This is a genomic window from Streptomyces sp. NPDC088725 (assembly GCF_044751305.1).
In the GTDB taxonomy this organism is placed as follows: domain Bacteria; phylum Actinomycetota; class Actinomycetes; order Streptomycetales; family Streptomycetaceae; genus Streptomyces.
Genome location: NZ_JBIVLO010000009.1, coordinates 130,345 through 150,491, shown reverse-complemented (window position 1 = coordinate 150,491; position 20,147 = coordinate 130,345). Strand labels below are relative to the sequence as shown.

Sequence of the window (20,147 nt, the reverse complement as noted above, 5' to 3'; positions counted from 1 at the left end):
TCCACCCGCAGGGCAGATCAGACGTGAAGAAAGAGGCCCAGTCGTCCAAAGACCCGTCGTACTACGGGAGATGAAAAGAAAGAAGGGACGCCGAAGCGTCCCTTGCATATCTTGCGAGAGTGTCTCTCACCTGCCCCGAAGGGTTTGACGTCAGGTGAGCGCGGGCTCCGCCTGGGGTACGTCAAGATCGATGCTGTCGAACAGCGACTCGCCAGAGTGCTGTGCGACGGCGGCATTCAGCGTGTCATTCTCGGACTGGATCCGTACAAGCTCGGATTCGAGGTCCTGGACGCGCTGCTGAAGCCGTCGCATCTCGGCGAGAAGTCGCGGGTCGGAACCGCCGACGTAACCGAGAAGCGCCTTTGCCATGATGGATGGTCCTCCACACTGAGTGACCGACCGAAAGCGGTGCTGGTCATAGGGGATATCGCACCCGCCGTGCCTGGCAGTTCTTGTCAATCCCTGCTGTTCCTACTGCCAAACAGCTGAGGTGCGCGGGGATTCCAGAGTCTCACCAAAAAGTTTGACGGTCAACACGATCACGCTTCGTGGCGGCGGGCAGCCCGGGGTGCGGCACGGCGGCGGACGCGGTGCCGGCGCCGCTCCGGGGGCGCTGAGGCGTCGGGATCTTCGTTGACCGGGAAGCGTCGCACGGACCGCCTCATCTTGGCAACCGCCAGGTCATCGCGGGCGGGCGCGGTTGCTTCCGGCTCCTCGGCCGACCCCCGGAGAGCCGCCTTCCGGGCGGACCGTCAGCGGATCGCGAAGGACTCGTACCCGCCTCGCGGCGTGTCCCAGATCTCAGTGACTCCGTCCACCTTCCCGGGTGTGTCGCCGGAGCGGAGCCAGTCGAGCAGACGGTGGCAATTCTCACCCGGCCCCTCGGCGACGACCTGCACCCTGCCGTCCTCCAGGTTGAGGGCGAACCCGGTGAGGCCCCCGATCTCCAAAGCGTTTGCCCTGGTGAACCAGCGGAAGCCCACTCCCTGCACACGGCCGCGTACCCAGACGGTGAGGCGTACATCTTTTTTCATGTACGCAAGCTAACCGCTGGATTGCTCACGGATCCCAGCAGCCCCAGACGTCATGGCGTACTGTCCTGTCGAAATGAGCCTCACTCGTATGGGTGAAGCAGAGGAACATTCACGTCGAGTGCACGAGGAAGGCACAGCGCATGGGACGCCACGGACGCTCCGCTGTCCCGCCCGTACCTGAAGAGACCGGCTCCGCGGGACGGCACAGAGCCGGCGCACGTGCGAAGAAGCGGTTCGGCACGCCTGTCCGCACCGGGCTGCTGGGCGCTTCGGCCGCCGTGGCGGTGGGCGCCGTCGCGGTCGCCTCGGGTCTGCTGCCCGGCGGAGGCGGCAACCCCTTCGGCACGAGCGACACGAGCGCCACGGGCGGCGGCCAGGTGCGTACCGAGGTCGCCCCGCAGCTTCCGCAGCAGCGGGCCGCCGGCACCGACGAGACCGGCCGGCCCTCGGTGTCGCCGAGCCGGAGCAGCGCGCGTCCGCAGGGCCCGAGCGCGTCCCCCTCCCCCACGCCCGCCAAGCCGTCCGCCACGCCTTCGAAGGAATCGAAGGCTCCGGCCGCCCCGCCGAAGGCGAAGCGGAGCGAGACTCCGTCGAGCCAGCCCCCGGCTCCGGCTCCGGCGCCCACACGGACCGAGAACCACACCGTCGAGGCCCCGTCCGCGCCCGTCTCCGCCGAGAACGCGGTACTCGCCCTGGTCAACCAGGAGCGGGCGAAGGTCGGCTGCGCCGCGCTGACGGCGGACGCCTCGCTCGGCGCGCTGGCGCAGGACTTCAGCGACGACATGGCGGCGCGGGACTTCTTCGACCACACCGACCCCGACGGACGGACCCCGTGGGACCGCGCTGACGCGGCCGGCGTGTCGAATCTGGGCGGCGAGAACATAGCCCGCGGCCAGGCCGACGCCCAGGCGGTGATGGACGCGTGGATGAACAGCGAGGGCCACCGCGCGAACATACTGAACTGCGACTACACCCGCATAGGCGTCGGTGTGCACACCGGCCCCGGCGGCCCGTGGTGGACCCAGGACTTCGGCTTCTGACCGGGGCGGTGCGGGCGCTCCCGGGGCGCCCGGCCACCGGAGCGCCCTACCGCACGGTTCGCGGCGGGCGCTGGCAGCGCGGGCAGAAGTAACTGGAGCGGTTCATCCAGGGCCTGCGCCGGATCGGGGTGCCGCAGCGGTGGCACGGCTCGCCCTCGCGTCCGTACGCGTCGAGCGAGCGGTCGAAGTAGCCCGATTCGCCGTTCACGTTGACGTAGAGGCTGTCGAAGCTGGTCCCGCCCACGTCGAGGGCCGCGCCCAGCACATCCCTTACGTGGCCGAGCAGTTCGGCGGCGCGCGTTCTGGGGAGGGTCGCGGTGGGGCGTTCGTAGTGGAGCTTGGCGCGCCACAGCGCCTCGTCGGCGTAGATGTTGCCGACGCCGCTGATCAGGGACTGGTCGAGCAGCGCGCGCTTGACGGTCGTACGGCGCAGGCGCAGCGCGGCGAAGAACGCGTCGTCGTCGAAGTCCGGGTCGAGCGGGTCGCGGGCGATGTGCGCGATGACGTCCGGCAGGCCGTCCGGGGTGTTCTCGTGCAGGGAGAGCCCGCCGAAGGTGCGCTGGTCCACGAAGCGCAGTTCCGTACCGAGCGTGTCGGCGAAGCGGACACGGATCCGCAGATGCTTCTCGTCGGGCGCGTCCTCGGACTTGATGAGCAGCTGACCGCTCATCCCCAGGTGGCCGAGGACCGACTCGTCGGTGTCGGCGAGCGGCAGCCACAGGTATTTGCCGCGCCGCCGCGCACCCGCGATGCGGTGCCCGGTGAGCCGGGCGGCGAAATCCTCGCCGCCCGCGAGATGGCGTCGTACGGCTCGGGGGTGCAGGACATCGGTCCGGGCCACGGTACGGCCGCTGACCCAGCGTTCGAGTCCACGCCGTACGACTTCGACCTCGGGCAGCTCGGGCACGGCGGGCTCCTCCTGGGATTGCGGAAATCCAGAAACTGCACAGACACGACGGGAAACGGAAGACGCCCCTCGCGGCAGACGACGCGAGGGGCGCACCAGGAAGACGAGCGCGGACCGCTCAGGCGGTGGCTGTGTCCGTGGAAGCGGACTCCGACGGGACCGGGGAGGCCGGAGCTTCCCCCGCGACGGCCTTGCCGGCCGCCGCTTCCCGCTCGTCCGCCGCGGCCTTGATCGACCGCCACGCGGACTCGGCGGCCTGCTGCTCGGCTTCCTTCTTGCTGCGGCCGGTGCCGGTGCCGTACGAGACACCACCGACGCGAGCGGCAGCAGTGAAGGTCTTCTCGTGATCCGGGCCGGTTTCCGTGACCAGATACTCGGGAACGCCGAGTGTCTGTGCCGCGGTCAGCTCCTGGAGGCTGGTCTTCCAGTCCAGGCCGGCGCCGAGGTTCGAGGACTTCTCGATGAGCGGGTCGAAGAGCCGGTGCACCAGCTCGGACGCCGTTTCGAGGCCCTGGTCGAGATAGACAGCGCCGATCACCGCTTCAAGGGTGTCGGCGAGGATGGAGGCCTTGTCCCGGCCACCCGTGCCCTCTTCGCCCCGGCCGAGCCGGATGAAGGAGCCGAGTTCGAGGCCGCGGCTGACTTCCGCAAGCGCACGCGAGTTGACCACAGCGGCCCGCAATTTGGCCAGCTGGCCTTCAGGCAGGTCGGGGTGGGTGCGGTACAGCGTGTCCGTGACCACCAGGCCGAGCACCGAATCCCCGAGGAATTCGAGCCGTTCGTTGGTGGGAAGACCGCCGTTCTCGTACGCGAACGAACGATGGGTCAGCGCACGCACCAGAAGGGCGGACTCGAGCTGGTAGCCGAGCCGCCCTTCCAGAAGCGTGTGGGACGAGGCTGTACTGACGTCTGTCTGCTTCTTGGCATTCGACAGTTCAGACATAGCGCCTCTCACCAGCCGCTCAGACCTCGAGGACCTGGCGCTTGTTATAGGTGCCGCAGCTCGGGCACGCGATGTGCTGGAGCTTCGGCTCCTGGCAGCGCTCGCACGCAACCAGGGTGGGGACCGCAGCCTTCCACTGCGACCGGCGGTGGCGCGTGTTGCTGCGCGACATCTTCCGCTTCGGAACAGCCACGGCTACTTCTCCTGCTTCTCGTCGACGCCAGCTGCGGCGCCGCCCATGTTGTCCTTCTCGCCGTCCTTGACGGTTTCGGCGAGTCCTTGCAGTGCCGCCCAACGGATGTCGACGGCGTCGTGGTGGTGGCCGGGATTCTCGTCCAGCCTGATTCCGCATTCGGAACACAGACCGGCACAGGTCTCCCGGCACACCGGCTGCATCGGCAGTGCGAGCACCACCGCATCACGCAGCACCGGTTCGAGGTCGAACAGGCCGTCCTCGATGAAGAGCGTGTCCTCGTCCTCGGCGTCGTCGGCCGGCTCCGCACGGGTGCGGCCCCGGTCATCGGCGTCGTGGTACGAGAACATCTCCTGGAAGTCCGCCTCCACCTCGCGGCTCAGCGGCTCCAGACACCTTACGCACTCCCCCTCGACCGACGCACGGGCGGTACCGGTGACCAGTACGCCTTCCATGACCGATTCGAGACGGAGGTCCAGCTGTACGGGCGCGCCCTCGGGCGTTCCGATGACGTCGGCGATACCGAAATCAGCGGGGGCGGGCACCGAGCGGTTCAGCTTCTGGAGCGCACCGGGACGCCTCCCCAGCTCGTGTGTGTCGAACACGAGGGGGTTGCGGTGGTCGAGGCGCGCGTTCAGAACTGTCCCTGCTTTCGGTTCGTGGGGTGGGCCGCCGATGTCGCGGAAACGAAGCGGGCAGCCGGGATCGCGGACATACACGCGACCGAAGGACCAGGATACTGGAACGGCCGCTGTAGGCCCAATCCGGTACGTCCCGGCCGCTTCCCGGCGCTGTTCCGGGCGCCCGCGACACCTGTGACCCCCGCGAACCGCGCGTGTCAGAGGCCCTGTTCGTACCGGCGCAGCTGTTCGAGGTCGATCATGCTCGTGTCGAAGAGGCTGGTCTCGTCGAGGGCGCTCTGCTGCTCGGGGATCTGCGGCTGCTGGGGCTGACCGCCCTGCTGCTGGGGGTGGCCGCCCTGCTGCTGCCAGCCGTAGTTCGGGTCGTATCCCTGGGCGGCCTGGTCGTAGCCCTGCTGCTGGTACGCGTACGGGTCCTGCTGATAGCCGTACGCGTCCTGCTGCTGGTATCCGGCATAGGTCGGCTGCTGCCCGGCCTGCCCGGCGTACGCGGGATCCGCGTAGCCGGTCTCCGTGTAGCCCGTGTCCTGGTAGCCGGCGCCGCCCTGGGGGTAGCCGGCGGGGTCCGCGTACGGCTGCTGGACGGCGGCCGGGACCTGGTCCGGCATCGGGGGCGTGGACTGGCCGCCCGGCACCGGGAGCCGGTCCGGCGCAGAGGGCCCGGAACGCTCGCGCGGCGTTCCCGCGAGGTCCGCGAGGTAGTCCTCGTCGCTGGTGTGTCCCTGGCGTCCCGCCGCGTCCTGGGCCGCCATGTGGGCGCCGAGGGCGTCCGCGGCGGTCCTGCCGTGCAGCTTCTGACGGCCGCGGCCCACCGCTTCGAGGGTCTTGGACAGGACGGCCTCGAAGGCGCCGAGTTTGGCGTCGACGTAGTCGTCGGCGCGTCCGATCAGTGTGCCGGGGTCCTCGCTGTGCTCCGGGGCGTCGTCGTCCTCGGCGCTGTCGTACGCGCGGTCCGGGTCGGGGGCGCGGCCGAGCAGCTTCTCGCGGCCGCGGTCGACGGAGCCGATGGTCTTGGTGAGGACGACCTCGAAGTTCGCGAGCTTGGAGTCGACGTAGTCGTCGGCCTCCGCGCGGATCTCCTCGGCCTCCCTGCGGGCCTCGGAGAGGATGCGGTCGGCCTCCTCCTGGGACCTGCGGGCGACCGCGGTGTCGGAGATCAGCGTGGAGCGCTGCGCGTGGGCACCCTCGATGATGCGCTCGGCCTCCTGGCGGGCCTGCTCGGCGAGCTGTTCGTGACCGCCGATCAGCTCCTGTGCCTGGGCCAGGGAGCCCGGCAGGGCGTCCCGTACCTCTTCGAGCATGGCGAGCAGTTCGGCGCGGTTCACCACGCAGGACGCCGACATGGGCATGGAGCGGGCGCTACCGACCGTGTCGACGATGTCGTCGAGCTTCTTCTGCACGTCCACCGTGTGCTCGCCACTCTCTCAGCTGGTTGGGAGACGGACGCAACGACTGTACGGCCACCGCGCGCCCCTCGGACACCGGATGACGTCCTGTCAGTCCCTCAGCGTTCGCCGAGGCGCTCGGTGAGAGCCGCGTGGACGACGGGCGGCAGCAGGTGCGCGACGTCTCCGCCCCAGGCTGCGACCTCTTTCACCAGCGACGACGAGAGGAAGCTGTAGGTGGGGTTGGTGGGGACGAAGAGGGTTTCCACGCCGGAGAGACCATTGTTCATCTGCGCCATCTGGAGTTCGTAGTCGAAGTCGCTGACGGCACGCAGGCCCTTCACGATCGCCGGGATGTCGCGCTGCTTGCAGAAGTCGACGAGGAGTCCGTGGAAGGACTCGACCTCGACGTTGCCGAACTCGGCGGTGACCTCACGGATCAGCTCGATCCGCTCGTCGACACTGAACAGCCCCTTCTTGGACTGGTTGATCATCACCGCCACGTGTACGACGTCGTACAGCTTGGAGGCGCGGCCAATGATGTCGAGGTGTCCGTTGGTGATGGGGTCGAAGGACCCGGGACAGACGGCTCGGCGCAACTGAATTCCCTCAATTTCCGGTCCGGTCATGGTGCGTCTTCACGCACCGAGGCGGCGCGACCGTACCAAAGCGTTCCCTCGCCGTAGCGACGGGACCGCAGTGGCTCGAATCCCTTGGGCCAGCTGAATTCTCCGCCTCTGGTGCTGCGTTCAACGGTGGCGACGGCGTCGTCCGTGAGCCAGCCCTGAGCCCGGAGTGTGAGGAGGATCTCCCGAAGATCGTCATCCGTGACGGTGTACGGCGGGTCCAGGAAAACCAGGTCGTAAGGGACGCCGGGGACCGGTCCCGTCACGATCTGCTCCGCTTTGCCCGCGCGGACCTCGGCCCCGGGGAGCCCGACCGCGCGGACGTTGTCGCGGACGGTCCGTACGGCCCGGGCGTCGGCCTCGACGAGCAGGGCGTGGGCGGCGCCGCGCGAGAGCGCTTCGAGGCCGACGGCGCCGGAGCCCGCGTACAGATCGGCGATACGGATGCCGTCGAAGGTGCCGAGGATCGACTGCCAGCTGGAGAAGAGGCCTTCGCGCGCACGGTCGGAGGTGGGGCGGGTGCCGTTGCCGGGCGGGACGGCGAGACGGCGTCCGCCGGCTTCACCGGCGATCACGCGGGTCATGGTGTCGGGTCCTCGGTTCGTGAGCGGAGCGGGTTGGACGGTGTCCGAGCTGTCTGAGCTGTCTGAAGGTTTCTGCCCACGATATGGCGTACGCGGCGACCGGGCGCGGGCGGAGGGCCCGGCAGAGAGGATGCCCGGCGCAGCGGAACAGGCTCGCGACCGCCTCGACGCCTTCCTCAGGCCCTCTCAGCCCTTGTCGAGGTACTGCTCCCGGTCGGCGTCCAGCAGCGCCTCCAGGGCGGTACGCAGCTCCGGGAGGCCGGTCAGCTCCGGGTCCTCCCGGACGACGGCGACGGCTTCCTCGCGGGCCGCCGCGATGACTTCCTCGTCCTCGATGACCGCGAGCATCCGGAGCGAGGAGCGCACACCGGACTGGGCCTGGCCCAGGACATCGCCCTCACGGCGCTGTTCGAGGTCGATACGGGACAGCTCGAAGCCGTCCAGGGTGGCCGCCACGGCGGCGAGCCGGGCCCGCGCGGGCGCGGCTTCCGGCGCGTCGGTGACCAGCAGGCAGAGCCCCGGGGCCGAGCCGCGGCCGACCCGGCCGCGCAGCTGGTGCAGCTGGGAGACGCCGAACCGGTCCGCGTCCATGATCACCATGGCGGTGGCGTTCGGCACGTTCACCCCGACCTCGATGACCGTGGTCGCGACGAGGACGTCCACCTCGCCCGCCGCGAAACGGCGCATCACCGCGTCCTTGTCGTCGGGCGGCATACGGCCGTGCAGCACCTCGATGCGCAGCCCGGCCAGCGGTCCGGCCGCGAGTTGCGCGGCGACGTCGAGCACCGCAAGCGGCGGGCGCTTCTCCGCGTCGTCCGCCTTCTCCGCCTTGTCCGTCTTGCCTGCGGACGCCGATGTCTTCTTTTTCTTCGGCTCGTCGTCGCCGTCGCCGATCCGCGGGCAGACCACGTACGCCTGATGGCCGCCCTCGGCCTCCTCGCGCACCCGTTCCCAGGCGCGCTCGAAGAAGCGGGGCTTCTCCAGGGCGGGGACGACATGGCTGGCGATCGGCGAGCGCCCGGCCGGCAGTTGGTCGAGTACGGAGGTCTCCAGATCACCGAACACGGTCATCGCGACCGTACGGGGAATGGGCGTCGCCGTCATGACCAGCAGATGCGGGGGCTGATTGCCCTTGGAACGCAGGGCGTCGCGCTGCTCCACGCCGAAGCGGTGCTGCTCGTCCACGACGACCAGACCGAGGTCGTGGAACCGCACCTTGTCCTCGATCAGGGCATGCGTGCCGATCACGATCCCGGCCTCGCCCGTGACCAGATCGAGCAGCGCCTGCCGGCGCGCGGGCACCCCCATGGAGCCGGTGAGCAGCACGACCTTGGTGGCGTTCGCCGCGCCGCCGAGCATGCCGCCCTGCGCCTGCTCCCCCATCATCTCGGTGATCGACCTGTGGTGCTGCTGCGCGAGGACTTCGGTGGGCGCGAGCATGGCGGCCTGTCCGCCGGCGTCGACGACGGTCAGCATCGCCCGCAGCGCCACGAGCGTCTTGCCGGAGCCGACCTCGCCCTGGAGCAGCCGGTGCATGGGGTGTTCGGTGGCGAGGTCGGCGAAGATCTCGGCGGTGACCTTCCGCTGGCCTTCGGTGAGGGTGAAGGGCAGCTTGGCATCGAAGTCGTCGAGCAGCCCTCCCCCGACCGGTTTCCGCGCCACGGCGGGGAGTTGCGCGTCCGCGTGCCGCCGCCGCGCGAGCGCGACCTGGAGCACGAACGCCTCGTCCCACTTCAGCCGCTGCCTGGCGGTCTCGACGTCCGCCCAGTTGTCGGGCCTGTGGACCTTGAGCAGCGCCTCGGGCAGCGAGGAGAAGCCGCGTCCCTCGCGCAGCGCCGGCGGCAGCGGGTCGACGGCCTCGGGCGCCCTGGGCAGCACCGCGTCCACGGCTTTGGTGATCTTCCAGGACTCCAGGCCCTTGCAGGCCGGGTAGATGGGAATCAGCTTGCCCGCGAAGGAGTCCACGGCGTCCTCCCCGCTGTCCGTGCCCAGGGGGACGTACGTCGGGTGCGCGAGCTGGAGTCTGTGGTTGAAGACGGAGACCTTGCCGGCGAACATCCCCCGGCTGCCGGGCGGCAGATCCTTCTGCGGCTTGTGGATCCCCCTGCCGAAGAAGACGAGCTGGAGCCGGCCGCTGCCGTCCGTGAGGGTGACTTCCAGGCGCCGGCCCGTGCCCCCGTTGAACGTGTGCACGCGGGCGTCCGCGACCTGGGCGACGACGGTGACGTCCTCGTCCAGCGGGAGGTCGGCGAGCTTGGTCAGCCGGCCGCGCTCCTCGTACCGCCTCGGGTAGTGGTGCAGCAGATCGCCGACCGTGTGCAGGCCGAGGTGTTCGGCCATCACCTTCGCGGTGGCGGGGCCGAGCGTCTTCTTCAGGGGTTCATCCAGCGCGGACACGCCCTCCATTGCACACCACGGCACTGACAGGCTGCTACTCCACGCCGATGAGCAGCGGTACGGATTGCCCGCCGCCCCGGTAGATCACCGTGTCGACGGCCAGGTGCACATCGCGTACGTACGCCTCCAGATCGTCGGCGAGGGTGCCGGGCACGTCCTCGCCGATCACCAGCGTCACCAGTTCGCCGCCGGCCGAGAGCATCCGTGTCAGGACGGCCCGCGCGGTGGCGGCGAGGCCGGCGCCGATGACGGCCACGTCCCCGTCGATCAGTCCCAGGACGTCCCCGGCCTGGCAGACGCCCACCGTGGTCCAGGACTGCCGTTCGGCGACGGCCAGTTCGGCGTAGCGGGTGGCTCCGGCGGCGGTGGTCATCGCCACCACGTCCTCGTCGAAGCGGCGGTCCGGCTGGTGCACGGCGAGCGCGGCGATGCCCTGGACGGCGGCCCTGGTCGGGATGAGCGCGACCCGTACTCCTTCGGCGCGGGCCTGTTCGGCGGCGGCCGCCGCGGTGTGCCGCAGCTCGGTGTCGTTGGGCAGCAGCACCACCTCGCGGGCGTGCGCGCGCCGGATCGCCTCGACCAGTTCGCCGCTCGCGGGCGGTTCCCCGGGGCGCGCCAGTACGGTCGTCGCACCGGCCTCGGCGCACAGTTCGGCCAGGCCCTCGCCCGTCACCACCGCGACGACGGCCCGCTGGGCCTGCTCCCTGGCCGGCGCCGCCGCGGCGGCGAAGTGGGTGACGCGGATGCGGTACGGGCGTCCCGCCTCGACCCCCGCCTCCACCGCGGCGCCCGCGTCGTCGGTGTGGATGTGCACGTTCCACAGACCGTCGCCGCCGACGACGACGAGGGAGTCGCCGATGGCGTCCAGCCGCTCGCGGAGCCGGGCCACGGCGTCGTCCCCGGCCTCCAGGAGGTAGATCACCTCGAAGGCGGGGCCGCCCTCGGCGGCGCAGGACTCCGTGGCGGCGGGCGACTCATGGGGGCGGTGGCCGGTCGGGAAGGCGGCCGGGGCAAGGCCGGTGACGGTCTCCACCAGCGCGCCGAGCACCGCGAGCAGCCCGCGCCCGCCCGCGTCGACCACACCCGCGCGGCCGAGTGCGGCGAGTTGTCCCGTGGTCGCGTCGAGGGCGGCGCGGGCGCCGGCGTGCGCCGCGCGTGCGGTGACAGCGGTGAGGTCACCGGCCTCCGTGGAAGCGGCCCCGGAGGCCGGCCCGCAGTTCTCCGCGGCTTCGGCGGCGGCGGAGGCCACGGTGAGGATCGTGCCCTCCACCGGGTGCGCGACGGCCTCACGGGCCAGTTCCGCGGCCCGGCGCAGCGCCGGTGCGAGCGCGGCCCCCTCGCCGGCCGTCAGTACTTCGGCCATACCGCGCAGCAACTGAGCCAGGATCGTGCCCGAGTTGCCCCGCGCACCGATCAGCGCGCCGTGCGCCATCGCCCGTACGGCGTCGGCCGCCGCGGGCTTTGACGGTCCTGTTCCGTGCGCGGCGAAGACCGCTTCGACCGCCTGCGCCGCGGACTCCACGGTCAGGTAGAGGTTGGTGCCCGTGTCGCCGTCCGCGACGGGATAGACGTTGATCGCGTCGATCTCCTCGCGCTCACGTCCCAGGGCCTCCAGCGCCAGTGAGCACCACGTACGTACCGCTGCGGCGTCGAGGGTCTGCGGCACCTGGTGGTCCTCCTTGAGCGGCCTGAGCTGGGCTGCACGCAGGGTAGTCCCCGTCCGGGAGGCTCCGTGGGGGCAGCGGGCCCGGGACGGGAGCGCGGCAGGTCATGCTAGTTTCGTAGTACCTGGGCAGCCGTTGTATGCTGCTTCGGTTGCCCGACGAAAGTCGGGGCATTTCCCCCGGCAATGCCACATCATTCACACGTTGCAGCTCGCCGGGATTCCTGTAAGTACATCTGAAGTCTTTGGAGTGACCCGTGGCTGCCAACTGCGACGTCTGCGGCAAGGGGCCGGGCTTCGGCAACAGCATTTCGCACTCGCACCGCCGTACGTCCCGTCGCTGGAACCCGAACATCCAGCGCGTGCGTGCCGTGGTCGGTCGGACGCCGAAGCGCCTCAATGTCTGCACCTCGTGCATCAAGGCCGGCAAGGTCTCGCGCTGACGCCTGCGTCGTAGCGCAGCCCCTGCGGTTGCCTTGAAAAGCCGGTCCACCTCGGTGGACCGGCTTTTTGCCGTGCCCTGATGCCCTGATGCCCCGAGGCCCCGAGGCCCCGAGGCGACTCACCCTCACCGCAGGCGCCAGGCGTGGTCCACCGGGCCGATGCCGCCGCCCAGCGGGAAGCCGTGCGCGATCGCGCCCGTCACATACGTCTTCGCCTCCTGGACGGCCCGCACCACGTCCTGACCGCCGGCGAGCCCGGCGGCGATCGCCGAGGCGAGGGTGCAGCCCGTGCCGTGCGTATGCCGGTTGCCGTGGCGCGGGGCCCGCAGCCAGTGCTCCTCCACGCCGTCCGTCAGCAGGTCCACGGCCTCGGTGGTGCCGGGCAGATGCCCGCCCTTCACGAGGACCCAGCGGGGCCCGAATTCACGTACGGCGTCCGCCGCGCGCCGCATGTCGGCCTCGGTCCGCACCTGTACGCCGGTGAGTTGTGTCACCTCGTCCAGGTTGGGGGTGGCGACCGTCGCGACCGGCAGCAGCTTCGACCTGACGCCGTCCAGCGCGCTGGCGGCCAGCAGGGGATCGCCGTGTTTGGAGGCGCCCACCGGGTCGACCACCACGGGCGCTCCGGTCTCCGCGAGCAGTCCGGCGACGGCCGCGACGAGTCCGGCCGAGGAGAGCATGCCGGTCTTCACCGCCTGCACACCGATGTCCTCGACAACGGCGCGGAACTGCGCGCGCACCGCCTCGACAGGCAGGTCCCAGATCCCCCGCACCCCCAGGGAGTTCTGAGCGGTGACGGCGGTGAGCACGCTCATGCCGTGCGCTCCGAGCGCCAGCATCGTCTTCAGATCGGCCTGGATTCCCGCACCGCCGCCGGAGTCGGAACCGGCGACGGTGAGAACGCGGGGAGGAACACGTACGGGCGCGGACGGGGAACCGGTCGGAGGCATACCGCCGAATCTAACGCGCGTCCTCGATGTCCCCGAAGTGGTCCCAGCCGCCCTTGCTGGTCCAGGGCGCTCCGTCGACCGTGACCTGGGGCAGCGCGGAGGGTTTCAGGACTTCGCCGATCACCTTCCAGCGGGCCGGCAGCTTCGTGTCCGGGGGGAACGTGGCGACGATCGCGTGGTCCTCCCCGCCGGTCAGCACCCACTGGAGCGGGTCGACGCCGACCGCCTGGCCGATGTCGTTCATCTGCGAGGGGATGTCGATGCGGCCCGACCGCAGATCGATCCGGACATCGCTGGCGTCCGCGATGTGCCCGAGATCGGCGACGAGTCCGTCGCTGACGTCGGTCATGGCGGTGGCGCCGAGTCCGGCGGCCGCGGGACCCGCGTGGTATGGCGGTTCCGGCCTGCGGTGCGCCTCCACGAAGGCGCGCGGTGAGCGGAATCCACGCGAGAGCACCGCGTGCCCGGCCGCCGACCAGCCCAACCAGCCGGTGTACGCGACGAGATCGCCGGGCCGGGCGCCCGATCTGAGCACCGGCTCGTGGTCGCGCAGATCCCCGAGCGCGGTGATGGCGATGGTGATGGTGTCGCCGCGTACGACATCTCCGCCGACCACGGCCGCGCCCGCGACCTGGCACTCGTCACGGATGCCGTCCATCAGCTCGGCGGGCCAGGTGACGGGGAGTTCGGCCGGGACGATCAGGCCGAGGAGCACCGCCGTGGGGACCGCGCCCATCGCCGCGATGTCGGCGAGGTTCTGCGCCGCCGACTTGCGGCCCACGTCGTACGCCGTCGACCAGTCCCGGCGGAAGTGCCGTCCCTCCAGCAGCAGGTCCGTACTCGCCACGACCCTCCGGTCGGGCGCGGCCACCACCGCGGCGTCGTCGCCCGGCCCGAGCCGGACCGCCGGGGTGGTGGTGAGCCGGGAAGTCAGCTCTCTGATGAGGCCGAACTCCCCCAACTCGCCCACGGTTCCCTTCACCGAGTCTCCCCTCTCAAGAGTTACGTCAACTTCTGTTTTCCGTACGCGGACCCTGCCCGTACGCCGGACCGCGGGCGCCACCAGCTTCCCGGGTCTCCCCGTGGCCCGCGGTGACGCGATAACGTGGCGTCCCTTTCCCCCCACACGATCCTCGTGGCCGTCCTGGAGGTTCCGTGGTACAGGCGTACATCCTCATCCAGACCGAAGTGGGCAGGGCGACCGCCGTCGCCGAGACCATCGCCCGGCTTCCCGGCGTGATACAGGCGGAGGACGTCACCGGGCCCTATGACGTCATCGTGCGCGCGCAGGCCGACACCGTCGACGAACTCGGCCGGATGGTGGTGGCCAGGATCCAGCAGGTGGACGGCCTCACGCGTACGCTGACCTGTCCGGTCGTGCACCTGTAGCCCCCGTCTACGCTGGGCCGGTGATACGTATCCGCCGACCGCTCTCCCGCCGCAGGCTATCCGGCCGTCCGCCCGTCTGGTTGCCCGGTGTCGTCCTGCTTTCAACAGTCGTCGGCTGTTCTTCGGCGGACCCGGCGGCGCGCGTGCCGGTCCCGGGTCCGCCCGCAGCGCAGGCGAAGCTCTGCCGGGCCCTGCACGAGGAACTGCCGAAGACTCTCGCGGGGCTCGGCAGGAAGGACCCCGAGCCGGGGTCCGAACTGACCGCGGGGTGGGGGGACGCCGCGATCGTACTGCGCTGCGGTGTCCCCCGCCCGGCGGAGATGGCCGACCCCGAGTCTCTGGCGGTGGAGGCGAACGGCGTCAACTGGATGGTGGAGCAACGGGACTCGGGGCCCCGGTTCACCACCACCTACCGCGAGACGTATGTCGAGGTCACGATGGACGCGCGGTTCGCTCAGGACTCCACACCGCTGGCGGCGCTCGCCGAGCCCGTCAGGAAGACGGTCCCGTCGAGCCTCTGACGCGCCGGGGCCGCGCTGGAGACCCTCGCCCCGGCGCCCCGGGGCGTCAGCGCAGACCGGTCGGGCGGCGCAGCGCGGCCTCGATCAGCCGGTCCACGAGTTCGGCGTAGCCGACCCCGCTCTCCTGCCACATCCGCGGGTACATGGAGATCGGGGTGAAGCCCGGCATGGTGTTGATCTCGTTGATCACGAACCCGCCGTCCTCGGTGAGGAAGAAGTCCGCACGGACCAGGCCCTCGCAGGACGCGGCCTCGAACGCCTCGACCGCGAGCCGCTGCACCTCGGCCGTCTGCTCGGGGGTGAGCGGCGCGGGCACCATTCCGGCGGCCGAGTCGATGTACTTCGCCTCGAAGTCGTAGAAGTCGTGGGACGTCACGGGCGGGATCTCGGCGGGCACGCTGGCGCGCGGCCCGTCCTCGAACTCCAGCACACCGCACTCGATCTCGCGGCCGCGCAGCAGCGACTCCACGATGATCTTGGGGTCGTGGCGCTGTGCCTCCTCGATCGCCGCGTCGAGTCCCGAGAGATCGTCGACCTTGGTGATGCCGATGGAGGAGCCGGCGCGCGCCGGCTTCACGAACAGCGGCCAGCCGTGTTCGCCCGCGAGGTCCACGATCTTCTTGCGGGCCGCCGCGCCCTTGGCGCCTTCGGGGCCCTGCTCCCACTCGCGGGGGCGGATCACCACGTACGGGCCTACGGGCAGCCCGAAGGAGAGGAACACCCGCTTCATGTAGTCCTTGTCCTGGCCGACCGCGGAGGCGAGGACACCGGCGCCGACGTAGGGGACACCGGAGAGTTCCAGCAGACCCTGGAGGGTGCCGTCCTCTCCGTACGGGCCGTGCAGCACCGGGAAGACGACGTCGACCTCGCCCAGCGCCTTGGGCACGGAGCCCGGTTCGCTGTAGACGACCTCGCGGTTGCCGGGGTCGACGGACAGGACGATGCCGCCCTCCGTCGACTCGGCGATCTGCTCGACGGTCGGCAGGGTCCGGCCGCTGATGGCCATCCGGTCCGGCTCGTCGGCGGTGAGGGCCCAGCGGCCGTCGGTGGTGATGCCGATCGGCAGGACGTCGTACTTCGTACGGTCGATGGCTCGCAGGACGGCGCCGGCCGTGACCACCGAAATGGCGTGCTCGGAGCTGCGGCCGCCGAAGACGACCGCCACGCGCGGCTTGCGGAGCTGCTGCTCAGGGCTCTGGGAGGGGTTCTCGCTGCTCATATCGCGATGAGCGTACCTGCTGGTGTCGCACACGTCAGCGGTCGCGCCCCGGCGCGTCAGTGACGCTCGGCCTTGGCGCTGCGCGACATCAGCTCCTTGACCGCGACGAGCGGCGACTTGCCGTTGTGGACGATGTCGACGACGGTCTCCGTGATCGGCATCTCCACGCCGTGGCGCCGGGCCAGATCCAGCACGGACTCACAGGACTTGACGCCCTCCGCGGTCCTGCTGGTGACCGCCATGGTCTCCTGGAGCGTCATCCCGCGGCCGAGGTTGGTGCCGAAGGTGTGGTTGCGCGAGAGCGGCGACGAGCAGGTCGCGATGAGGTCGCCCATGCCGGCGAGGCCGGAGAAGGTGTGCGGATCCGCGCCCATCGCGAGGCCCAGTCGGGTGGTCTCGGCGAGGCCACGCGTCATCAGCGACGCCTTGGTGTTGTCGCCGAGCTTCATGCCGTCGGCGATGCCCACGGCGAGCCCGATCACGTTCTTGACCGCACCGCCGAGTTCACAGCCGACGACGTCGGTGTTGGTGTACGGGCGAAAGTACGGGGTGTGGCAGGCGGACTGGAGCCGTTGGGCGACGGCCTCGTCCTGACAGGCGACGACAGCGGCGGCCGGCATGCGGGCGGCGATCTCACCGGCGAGGTTGGGCCCGGTGACGACGGCGACACGTTCGGCGGGCACCTTGGCGACCTCCTGGATCACCTCGCTCATCCGCTTGGCCGTGCCGAGTTCGACGCCCTTCATCAGCGAGACGAGCACGGTGCCGGCGGGCAGCAGCGGCGCCCACACGGCGAGATTCTCGCGCAGCGTCTGCGAGGGCACCGTGAGCACGGTGAACTCGGCGCCGTGCGCCGCCTCCTCCGGGTCCGTCGTGGCCCGCACGCCTTCGGGGAATTCGAGGCCCGGCACGTAGTCGGGGTTGGTACGCGTGGTGTTGATCACCTCGACGATGTCGGGACGGCGGGCGCAGAGGGTCACCTCGCATCCCGCGTCGGCGAGGATCATGGCGAACGCCGACCCCCACGACCCCGCTCCGAATACGGCGACCCGCGTCACATCGACCCCTCTTCCGCGGCCTTGCGCCGCTTGTCCGCCCTGACCTTGCGGTGGTCGTAGGGCACCAGGGGCGCGGGCTCTCCGCGCAGCTCCACCAGCAGTTCCGTGATGGCGGCCATGATGACCTCTGTGGCCTCCCGCAGCACGTCGGGCGTCATCTCCCTGTCGTAGAAGCGCGAGAGATCGACGGCTTCACCGACCCGTACGTGATGCGTCTTGCGCGGGAGGAGAGCGGGCTTCTTGGCGTACGGCGGCAGTACGTCGTTGGCACCCCACTGGGCGACCGGGACGACGGGGCACTTCGTCTGCAACGCCACCCTGGCGGCGCCGGTCTTCGCGGTCATCGGCCACAGATCGGGGTCGCGCGTGAGGGTGCCCTCGGGGTAGAACGCGACGCACTCCCCGCGCTCCACCGCGTCGATCGCGGCCCGGAAGGCGCGCAGTGCGTCGGTGCTCTCGCGGTAGACGGGAATCTGTCCTGTGCCGCGCATCACGGCTCCGACGAAGCCTTTGGTGAAAAGGCCGTCCTTGGCCAGGAAGCGCGGAACGCGGCCGGTGTTGTACTGGAAGTGGCCGTAGAAAAGCGGGTCGAGATGCGAATTGTGGTTGACCGCGGTGATGAATCCACCCTCGGCCGGAATACGCTCCCAGCCCTGCCAGTCCCGTTTGGAAAGAACGATCAGCGGGGGTTTAGCGATGGCCGCCGCCAGGCGATACCAGAAGCCGATTCTGCGGCGGGACACTCGGACACCTTCCTCTTGAACCGGGCTCGCTGCCCGGCTGCTGGGGGTCAAGTGTCGCCCCAGGCCCCTGGTCTGTCGAGGACACCGTACGCCCGGTCCGGGAATGTGACCTGCGAGTGACAGCGCTGTCGGGCAACAATAGGGGGCCGCTACACATGGACGGAGAGTTCGCCACGAACACCGACCCGATCGCCCGGTGGTCCCTGGTGGTCCCGCTCAAACCGCTCCGGCTGGCCAAGAGCAGGCTCGCCCTGGCCTCGGGCGAGGTTCTGCGCCCCCGGCTCGCCCTCGCGTTCGCGCAGGACACCGTGGTCGCCGCGCTGGCCTGCCGGGCTGTACGCGATGTGGCTGTTGTCACGGACGATCCGGCCGCCGCCGCCGCGCTGGCCGCGCTGGGCGCGCACATCGTGCCCGACACTCCGGCCTCGGGTCTCAACGCCGCGCTGGCGCACGGCGCGCACACGGTGCGCTCGCGCAGGCCGCACGCGGCCGTGGCCGCGCTCAACGCGGATCTGCCCGCGCTGCGGCCCGCGGAACTGGCCCGGGTACTCGACGCGGCCTCCGCCTTTCCGCGCGCTTTTCTCGCGGATGCCGCGGGAATCGGTACGACATTGCTGGCTTCGCGCGGCGGTACGGAATTGAGCCCCGCATTCGGCGGCCCGTCCAGGCAGCGGCATTTGTCCTCGGGCGCGGCGGAAATACTGCTGGCCGGGGTGGATTCCGTACGCCGGGACGTGGACACCGGCGAGGACCTGCTGGTGGCCGCGGCGCTCGGCCTCGGTCCGCACACGGCCCGGCGGTACGCTGCGGGTATGCAGGCGACCGCGTACACATACGAATCCGAGTCCCGCAGCGGAAGCGTGCTGCTGGACGACGGCACCCCGGTGGAGTTCGACGCCCAGGCTTTCGACGCCGGCGGACTGCGGCTGCTCAGGCCGGGCCAGCGGGTGCGCATCGAGACCGAGGGCGAGGGCGCGTCGCGCCGGATCACGCTGGTGACGCTGGGAACGCTGTGAGCGCGGCTTCCTGAGCACAAGCACGGCTTCCCGAACGCGATCACGGCTTCTTGGAACAGGCTTTCCGGAACACGCTTCCAGGGGCTCGCTCCCTGAACACACCGGACGGCTTCCCGAACGCACCGGCCGCGCGCGGCCGCTGATCGGGCTCGCCGGCCCCACGCCACGAACGCGCGACGGCACATCCGGCAGGACATCCTCACAACGCCGCGGGCCGGGCTCCCCGAGGGGAGCCCGGCCCGGTGCGTGAGTGGCCTTGTGCCGCTTACTTCTTCCTCGCCACTGCCTTCTTGGCGGTGGTCGTACGGGCGGTGGCCTTGCTGGCCGGCGCCTTCTTCGCGGCGGCCTTGGTGGCCGGCGCGGTCTTCTTCGCGCTCGCCTTCTTGGCGGTGGCCGTGGCCTTCTTGGCGGGCGTGTTGGCCGCGGCGCTGGTCTTCTTCGCCGTGGTCTTCTTCGCCGTCGCGCTGGTCTTCTTCGCCGTGGCCGTCTTCGCGGCCGAGGCCCGCGTACCGGTGGCCTTCTTGGCCGCCGTGGCCTTCTTGGCGGTGGCCTTCTTCGCCGCGGCCTTGGTGGTCGTCCGGGTGGAAGCACCGCCCGAGAGGCTGCCCTTGGGCGCCTTCTTCACGGCCACGTCGTTCTTGGGAAGCTTCTTCGAGCCACTGACGAGGTCCTTGAAGCCCTGGCCCGCGCGGAAACGCGGCACCGACGTCTTCTTGACCCGTACGCGCTCACCCGTCTGCGGGTTGCGGGCGTAACGGGCCGGGCGGTCGACCTTCTCGAACGAGCCGAAACCGGTGACCGAGACCCGGTCGCCGGCGACCACCGCGCGGACGACCGCGTCGAGTACCGCGTCGACCGCGTCCGCGGCCTGCTGGCGGCCGCCGACCTTGTCCGCAATCGCTTCTACGAGCTGCGCCTTGTTCACGTCTTCCCCTTCGGAGACATTGCCAGAACGAAAGTGTTCAAGCCTTTTCGCACGTTAGGCAGATATATACCGCAAATCAAACACGAAACGGGCTAATCACCCTAGTGCCGCAACGAAGTCGACCGGGCGAAGATCCGCGCGGTCAGTCACCTTCCGGAAATCGACCCTCGTCGAGGCCTTCATCAACCAGCCCAGACGCCTTGCCGCATCCGGGAGATCGTGCTTCGCCGCGGCCGTGACGACCGGCGACTCCCTGGGGAGCGCCATGCGTACGCCTGCCGTGACTTGCGGTCCGCGCACAGTGGTGTGCGCTTCTTCCTGTTGTTCGGCGACCAACCCGCAAAGCTTGAGTTGATTGTCGCCTTCCATGCACCGATTGTGCCATCTGGGGCGAGTTGTCGCCCGACAGGGGCTCAACAAGCAACTGCACCCCCTGCCGGACGGCAGGGGGTGCAGTGGGGGAAACGCGC

General features: G+C 70.3%; 21 protein-coding genes and 2 pseudogenes. 5 read left to right on the top strand and 18 right to left on the bottom strand.

Going from position 1 to position 20,147, the window contains the following annotated elements; all coding sequences use genetic code 11:
* Positions 1–150 precede the first annotated feature (150 nt).
* Both ACIP6N_RS22820 and ACIP6N_RS22815 read right to left on the bottom strand, forming a co-directional pair.
* Positions 151–369 carry a hypothetical protein gene (locus ACIP6N_RS22820; protein ID WP_401818139.1) on the bottom strand — a complete coding sequence of 73 codons (219 nt, stop codon included), beginning with the start codon at positions 367–369 and terminating at the stop codon, positions 151–153.
* Between the two features lie 383 nt (positions 370–752).
* Positions 753–1,034, bottom strand: a complete 282-nt coding sequence (locus ACIP6N_RS22815) for an acylphosphatase (protein ID WP_401818138.1) — start codon at positions 1,032–1,034, stop codon at positions 753–755.
* A gap of 140 nt (positions 1,035–1,174) precedes the next feature.
* Here ACIP6N_RS22815 and ACIP6N_RS22810 point away from each other — a divergent pair, with 140 nt between their 5' ends.
* Positions 1,175–2,074: a CAP domain-containing protein gene (locus ACIP6N_RS22810; protein WP_401818136.1), complete on the top strand. Its 900-nt coding sequence runs from the start codon at positions 1,175–1,177 to the stop codon at positions 2,072–2,074.
* A gap of 46 nt (positions 2,075–2,120) precedes the next feature.
* On the opposite strand, the gene mutM is transcribed toward ACIP6N_RS22810, so the two are convergent.
* The 9 genes from mutM to ACIP6N_RS22765 all read right to left on the bottom strand — a co-directional run bounded on the left by mutM (position 2,121) and on the right by ACIP6N_RS22765 (position 11,416).
* Positions 2,121–2,981, bottom strand: coding sequence for a bifunctional DNA-formamidopyrimidine glycosylase/DNA-(apurinic or apyrimidinic site) lyase (mutM, locus tag ACIP6N_RS22805; RefSeq protein ID WP_401818133.1), 861 nt, complete (start codon positions 2,979–2,981; stop codon positions 2,121–2,123).
* Positions 2,982–3,099: 118 nt separating this feature from the next.
* Positions 3,100–3,924, bottom strand: coding sequence for a ribonuclease III (rnc, locus tag ACIP6N_RS22800; RefSeq protein ID WP_401818131.1), 825 nt, complete (start codon positions 3,922–3,924; stop codon positions 3,100–3,102).
* 19 nt (positions 3,925–3,943) lie between these two features.
* Positions 3,944–4,117, bottom strand: a complete 174-nt coding sequence (rpmF, locus tag ACIP6N_RS22795) for a 50S ribosomal protein L32 (RefSeq protein WP_030753522.1) — start codon at positions 4,115–4,117, stop codon at positions 3,944–3,946.
* A gap of 2 nt (positions 4,118–4,119) precedes the next feature.
* Positions 4,120–4,722, bottom strand: coding sequence for a YceD family protein (locus ACIP6N_RS22790; protein WP_401818129.1), 603 nt, complete (start codon positions 4,720–4,722; stop codon positions 4,120–4,122).
* Between the two features lie 233 nt (positions 4,723–4,955).
* Entirely contained in the window at positions 4,956–6,164 is a 1,209-nt protein-coding gene (locus tag ACIP6N_RS22785) for an ATP synthase F0 subunit B (protein ID WP_401818127.1), read from the bottom strand.
* A gap of 98 nt (positions 6,165–6,262) precedes the next feature.
* Positions 6,263–6,742: a pantetheine-phosphate adenylyltransferase gene (coaD, locus tag ACIP6N_RS22780; RefSeq protein ID WP_401818368.1), complete on the bottom strand. Its 480-nt coding sequence runs from the start codon at positions 6,740–6,742 to the stop codon at positions 6,263–6,265.
* A gap of 26 nt (positions 6,743–6,768) precedes the next feature.
* The gene (gene rsmD, locus ACIP6N_RS22775; protein ID WP_401818124.1) at positions 6,769–7,353 is read right to left on the bottom strand and encodes a 16S rRNA (guanine(966)-N(2))-methyltransferase RsmD; all 585 of its coding nucleotides are present in this window, start codon (positions 7,351–7,353) and stop codon (positions 6,769–6,771) included.
* A gap of 186 nt (positions 7,354–7,539) precedes the next feature.
* Positions 7,540–9,759, bottom strand: a complete 2,220-nt coding sequence (gene recG / locus ACIP6N_RS22770) for an ATP-dependent DNA helicase RecG (protein ID WP_401818122.1) — start codon at positions 9,757–9,759, stop codon at positions 7,540–7,542.
* A gap of 25 nt (positions 9,760–9,784) precedes the next feature.
* Positions 9,785–11,416 (bottom strand): DAK2 domain-containing protein, encoded by a 1,632-nt coding sequence (locus ACIP6N_RS22765; protein ID WP_401818119.1) that lies wholly within the window; start codon positions 11,414–11,416, stop codon positions 9,785–9,787.
* A gap of 254 nt (positions 11,417–11,670) precedes the next feature.
* On the opposite strand from ACIP6N_RS22765, the gene rpmB reads away from it, so the two are divergent.
* On the top strand, positions 11,671–11,856 hold the full coding sequence (rpmB, locus tag ACIP6N_RS22760; RefSeq protein ID WP_078877327.1) for a 50S ribosomal protein L28: 186 nt from the start codon (positions 11,671–11,673) through the stop codon (positions 11,854–11,856).
* 125 nt (positions 11,857–11,981) lie between these two features.
* Here the strand turns inward: rpmB and thiD are convergent, their stop codons facing one another.
* Both thiD and ACIP6N_RS22750 read right to left on the bottom strand, forming a co-directional pair.
* Positions 11,982–12,806: a bifunctional hydroxymethylpyrimidine kinase/phosphomethylpyrimidine kinase gene (thiD, locus tag ACIP6N_RS22755; protein ID WP_401818117.1), complete on the bottom strand. Its 825-nt coding sequence runs from the start codon at positions 12,804–12,806 to the stop codon at positions 11,982–11,984.
* A 10-nt stretch (positions 12,807–12,816) separates the two neighbouring features.
* Entirely contained in the window at positions 12,817–13,788 is a 972-nt protein-coding gene (locus ACIP6N_RS22750; RefSeq protein WP_401818114.1) for a thiamine-phosphate kinase, read from the bottom strand.
* A gap of 173 nt (positions 13,789–13,961) precedes the next feature.
* Here ACIP6N_RS22750 and ACIP6N_RS22745 point away from each other — a divergent pair, with 173 nt between their 5' ends.
* Positions 13,962–14,195 (top strand): Lrp/AsnC family transcriptional regulator, encoded by a 234-nt coding sequence (locus ACIP6N_RS22745; protein ID WP_401818111.1) that lies wholly within the window; start codon positions 13,962–13,964, stop codon positions 14,193–14,195.
* A gap of 80 nt (positions 14,196–14,275) precedes the next feature.
* On the top strand, positions 14,276–14,716 hold the full coding sequence (locus ACIP6N_RS22740; RefSeq protein ID WP_401818366.1) for a DUF3515 domain-containing protein: 441 nt from the start codon (positions 14,276–14,278) through the stop codon (positions 14,714–14,716).
* A gap of 46 nt (positions 14,717–14,762) precedes the next feature.
* Here the strand turns inward: ACIP6N_RS22740 and ACIP6N_RS22735 are convergent, their stop codons facing one another.
* Genes ACIP6N_RS22735 through ACIP6N_RS22725 form a run of 3 tightly spaced genes read right to left on the bottom strand, consistent with a single transcriptional unit; the run spans position 14,763 to position 17,736 of the window.
* On the bottom strand, positions 14,763–15,935 hold the full coding sequence (locus tag ACIP6N_RS22735) for a D-alanine--D-alanine ligase family protein (protein ID WP_401818109.1): 1,173 nt from the start codon (positions 15,933–15,935) through the stop codon (positions 14,763–14,765).
* Positions 15,936–15,991: 56 nt separating this feature from the next.
* The gene (locus tag ACIP6N_RS22730) at positions 15,992–16,993 is read right to left on the bottom strand and encodes an NAD(P)H-dependent glycerol-3-phosphate dehydrogenase (RefSeq protein WP_401818106.1); all 1,002 of its coding nucleotides are present in this window, start codon (positions 16,991–16,993) and stop codon (positions 15,992–15,994) included.
* Entirely contained in the window at positions 16,990–17,736 is a 747-nt protein-coding gene (locus ACIP6N_RS22725) for a lysophospholipid acyltransferase family protein (RefSeq protein WP_401818104.1), read from the bottom strand. The genes ACIP6N_RS22730 and ACIP6N_RS22725 overlap by 4 nt, the downstream gene beginning before the upstream one ends.
* 155 nt (positions 17,737–17,891) lie before the next feature.
* Between ACIP6N_RS22725 and cofC the strand changes: the two are divergent.
* A pseudogene (gene cofC, locus ACIP6N_RS22720) lies at positions 17,892–18,545 on the top strand (2-phospho-L-lactate guanylyltransferase); the annotation flags it as partial.
* A gap of 472 nt (positions 18,546–19,017) precedes the next feature.
* On the opposite strand, the gene ACIP6N_RS22715 reads toward cofC, so the two are convergent.
* Positions 19,018–19,677 (bottom strand): HU family DNA-binding protein, encoded by a 660-nt coding sequence (locus ACIP6N_RS22715; RefSeq protein ID WP_401818101.1) that lies wholly within the window; start codon positions 19,675–19,677, stop codon positions 19,018–19,020.
* A gap of 142 nt (positions 19,678–19,819) precedes the next feature.
* Positions 19,820–20,046, bottom strand: a pseudogene (locus tag ACIP6N_RS22710) (hypothetical protein).
* Positions 20,047–20,147: the final 101 nt, after the last annotated feature.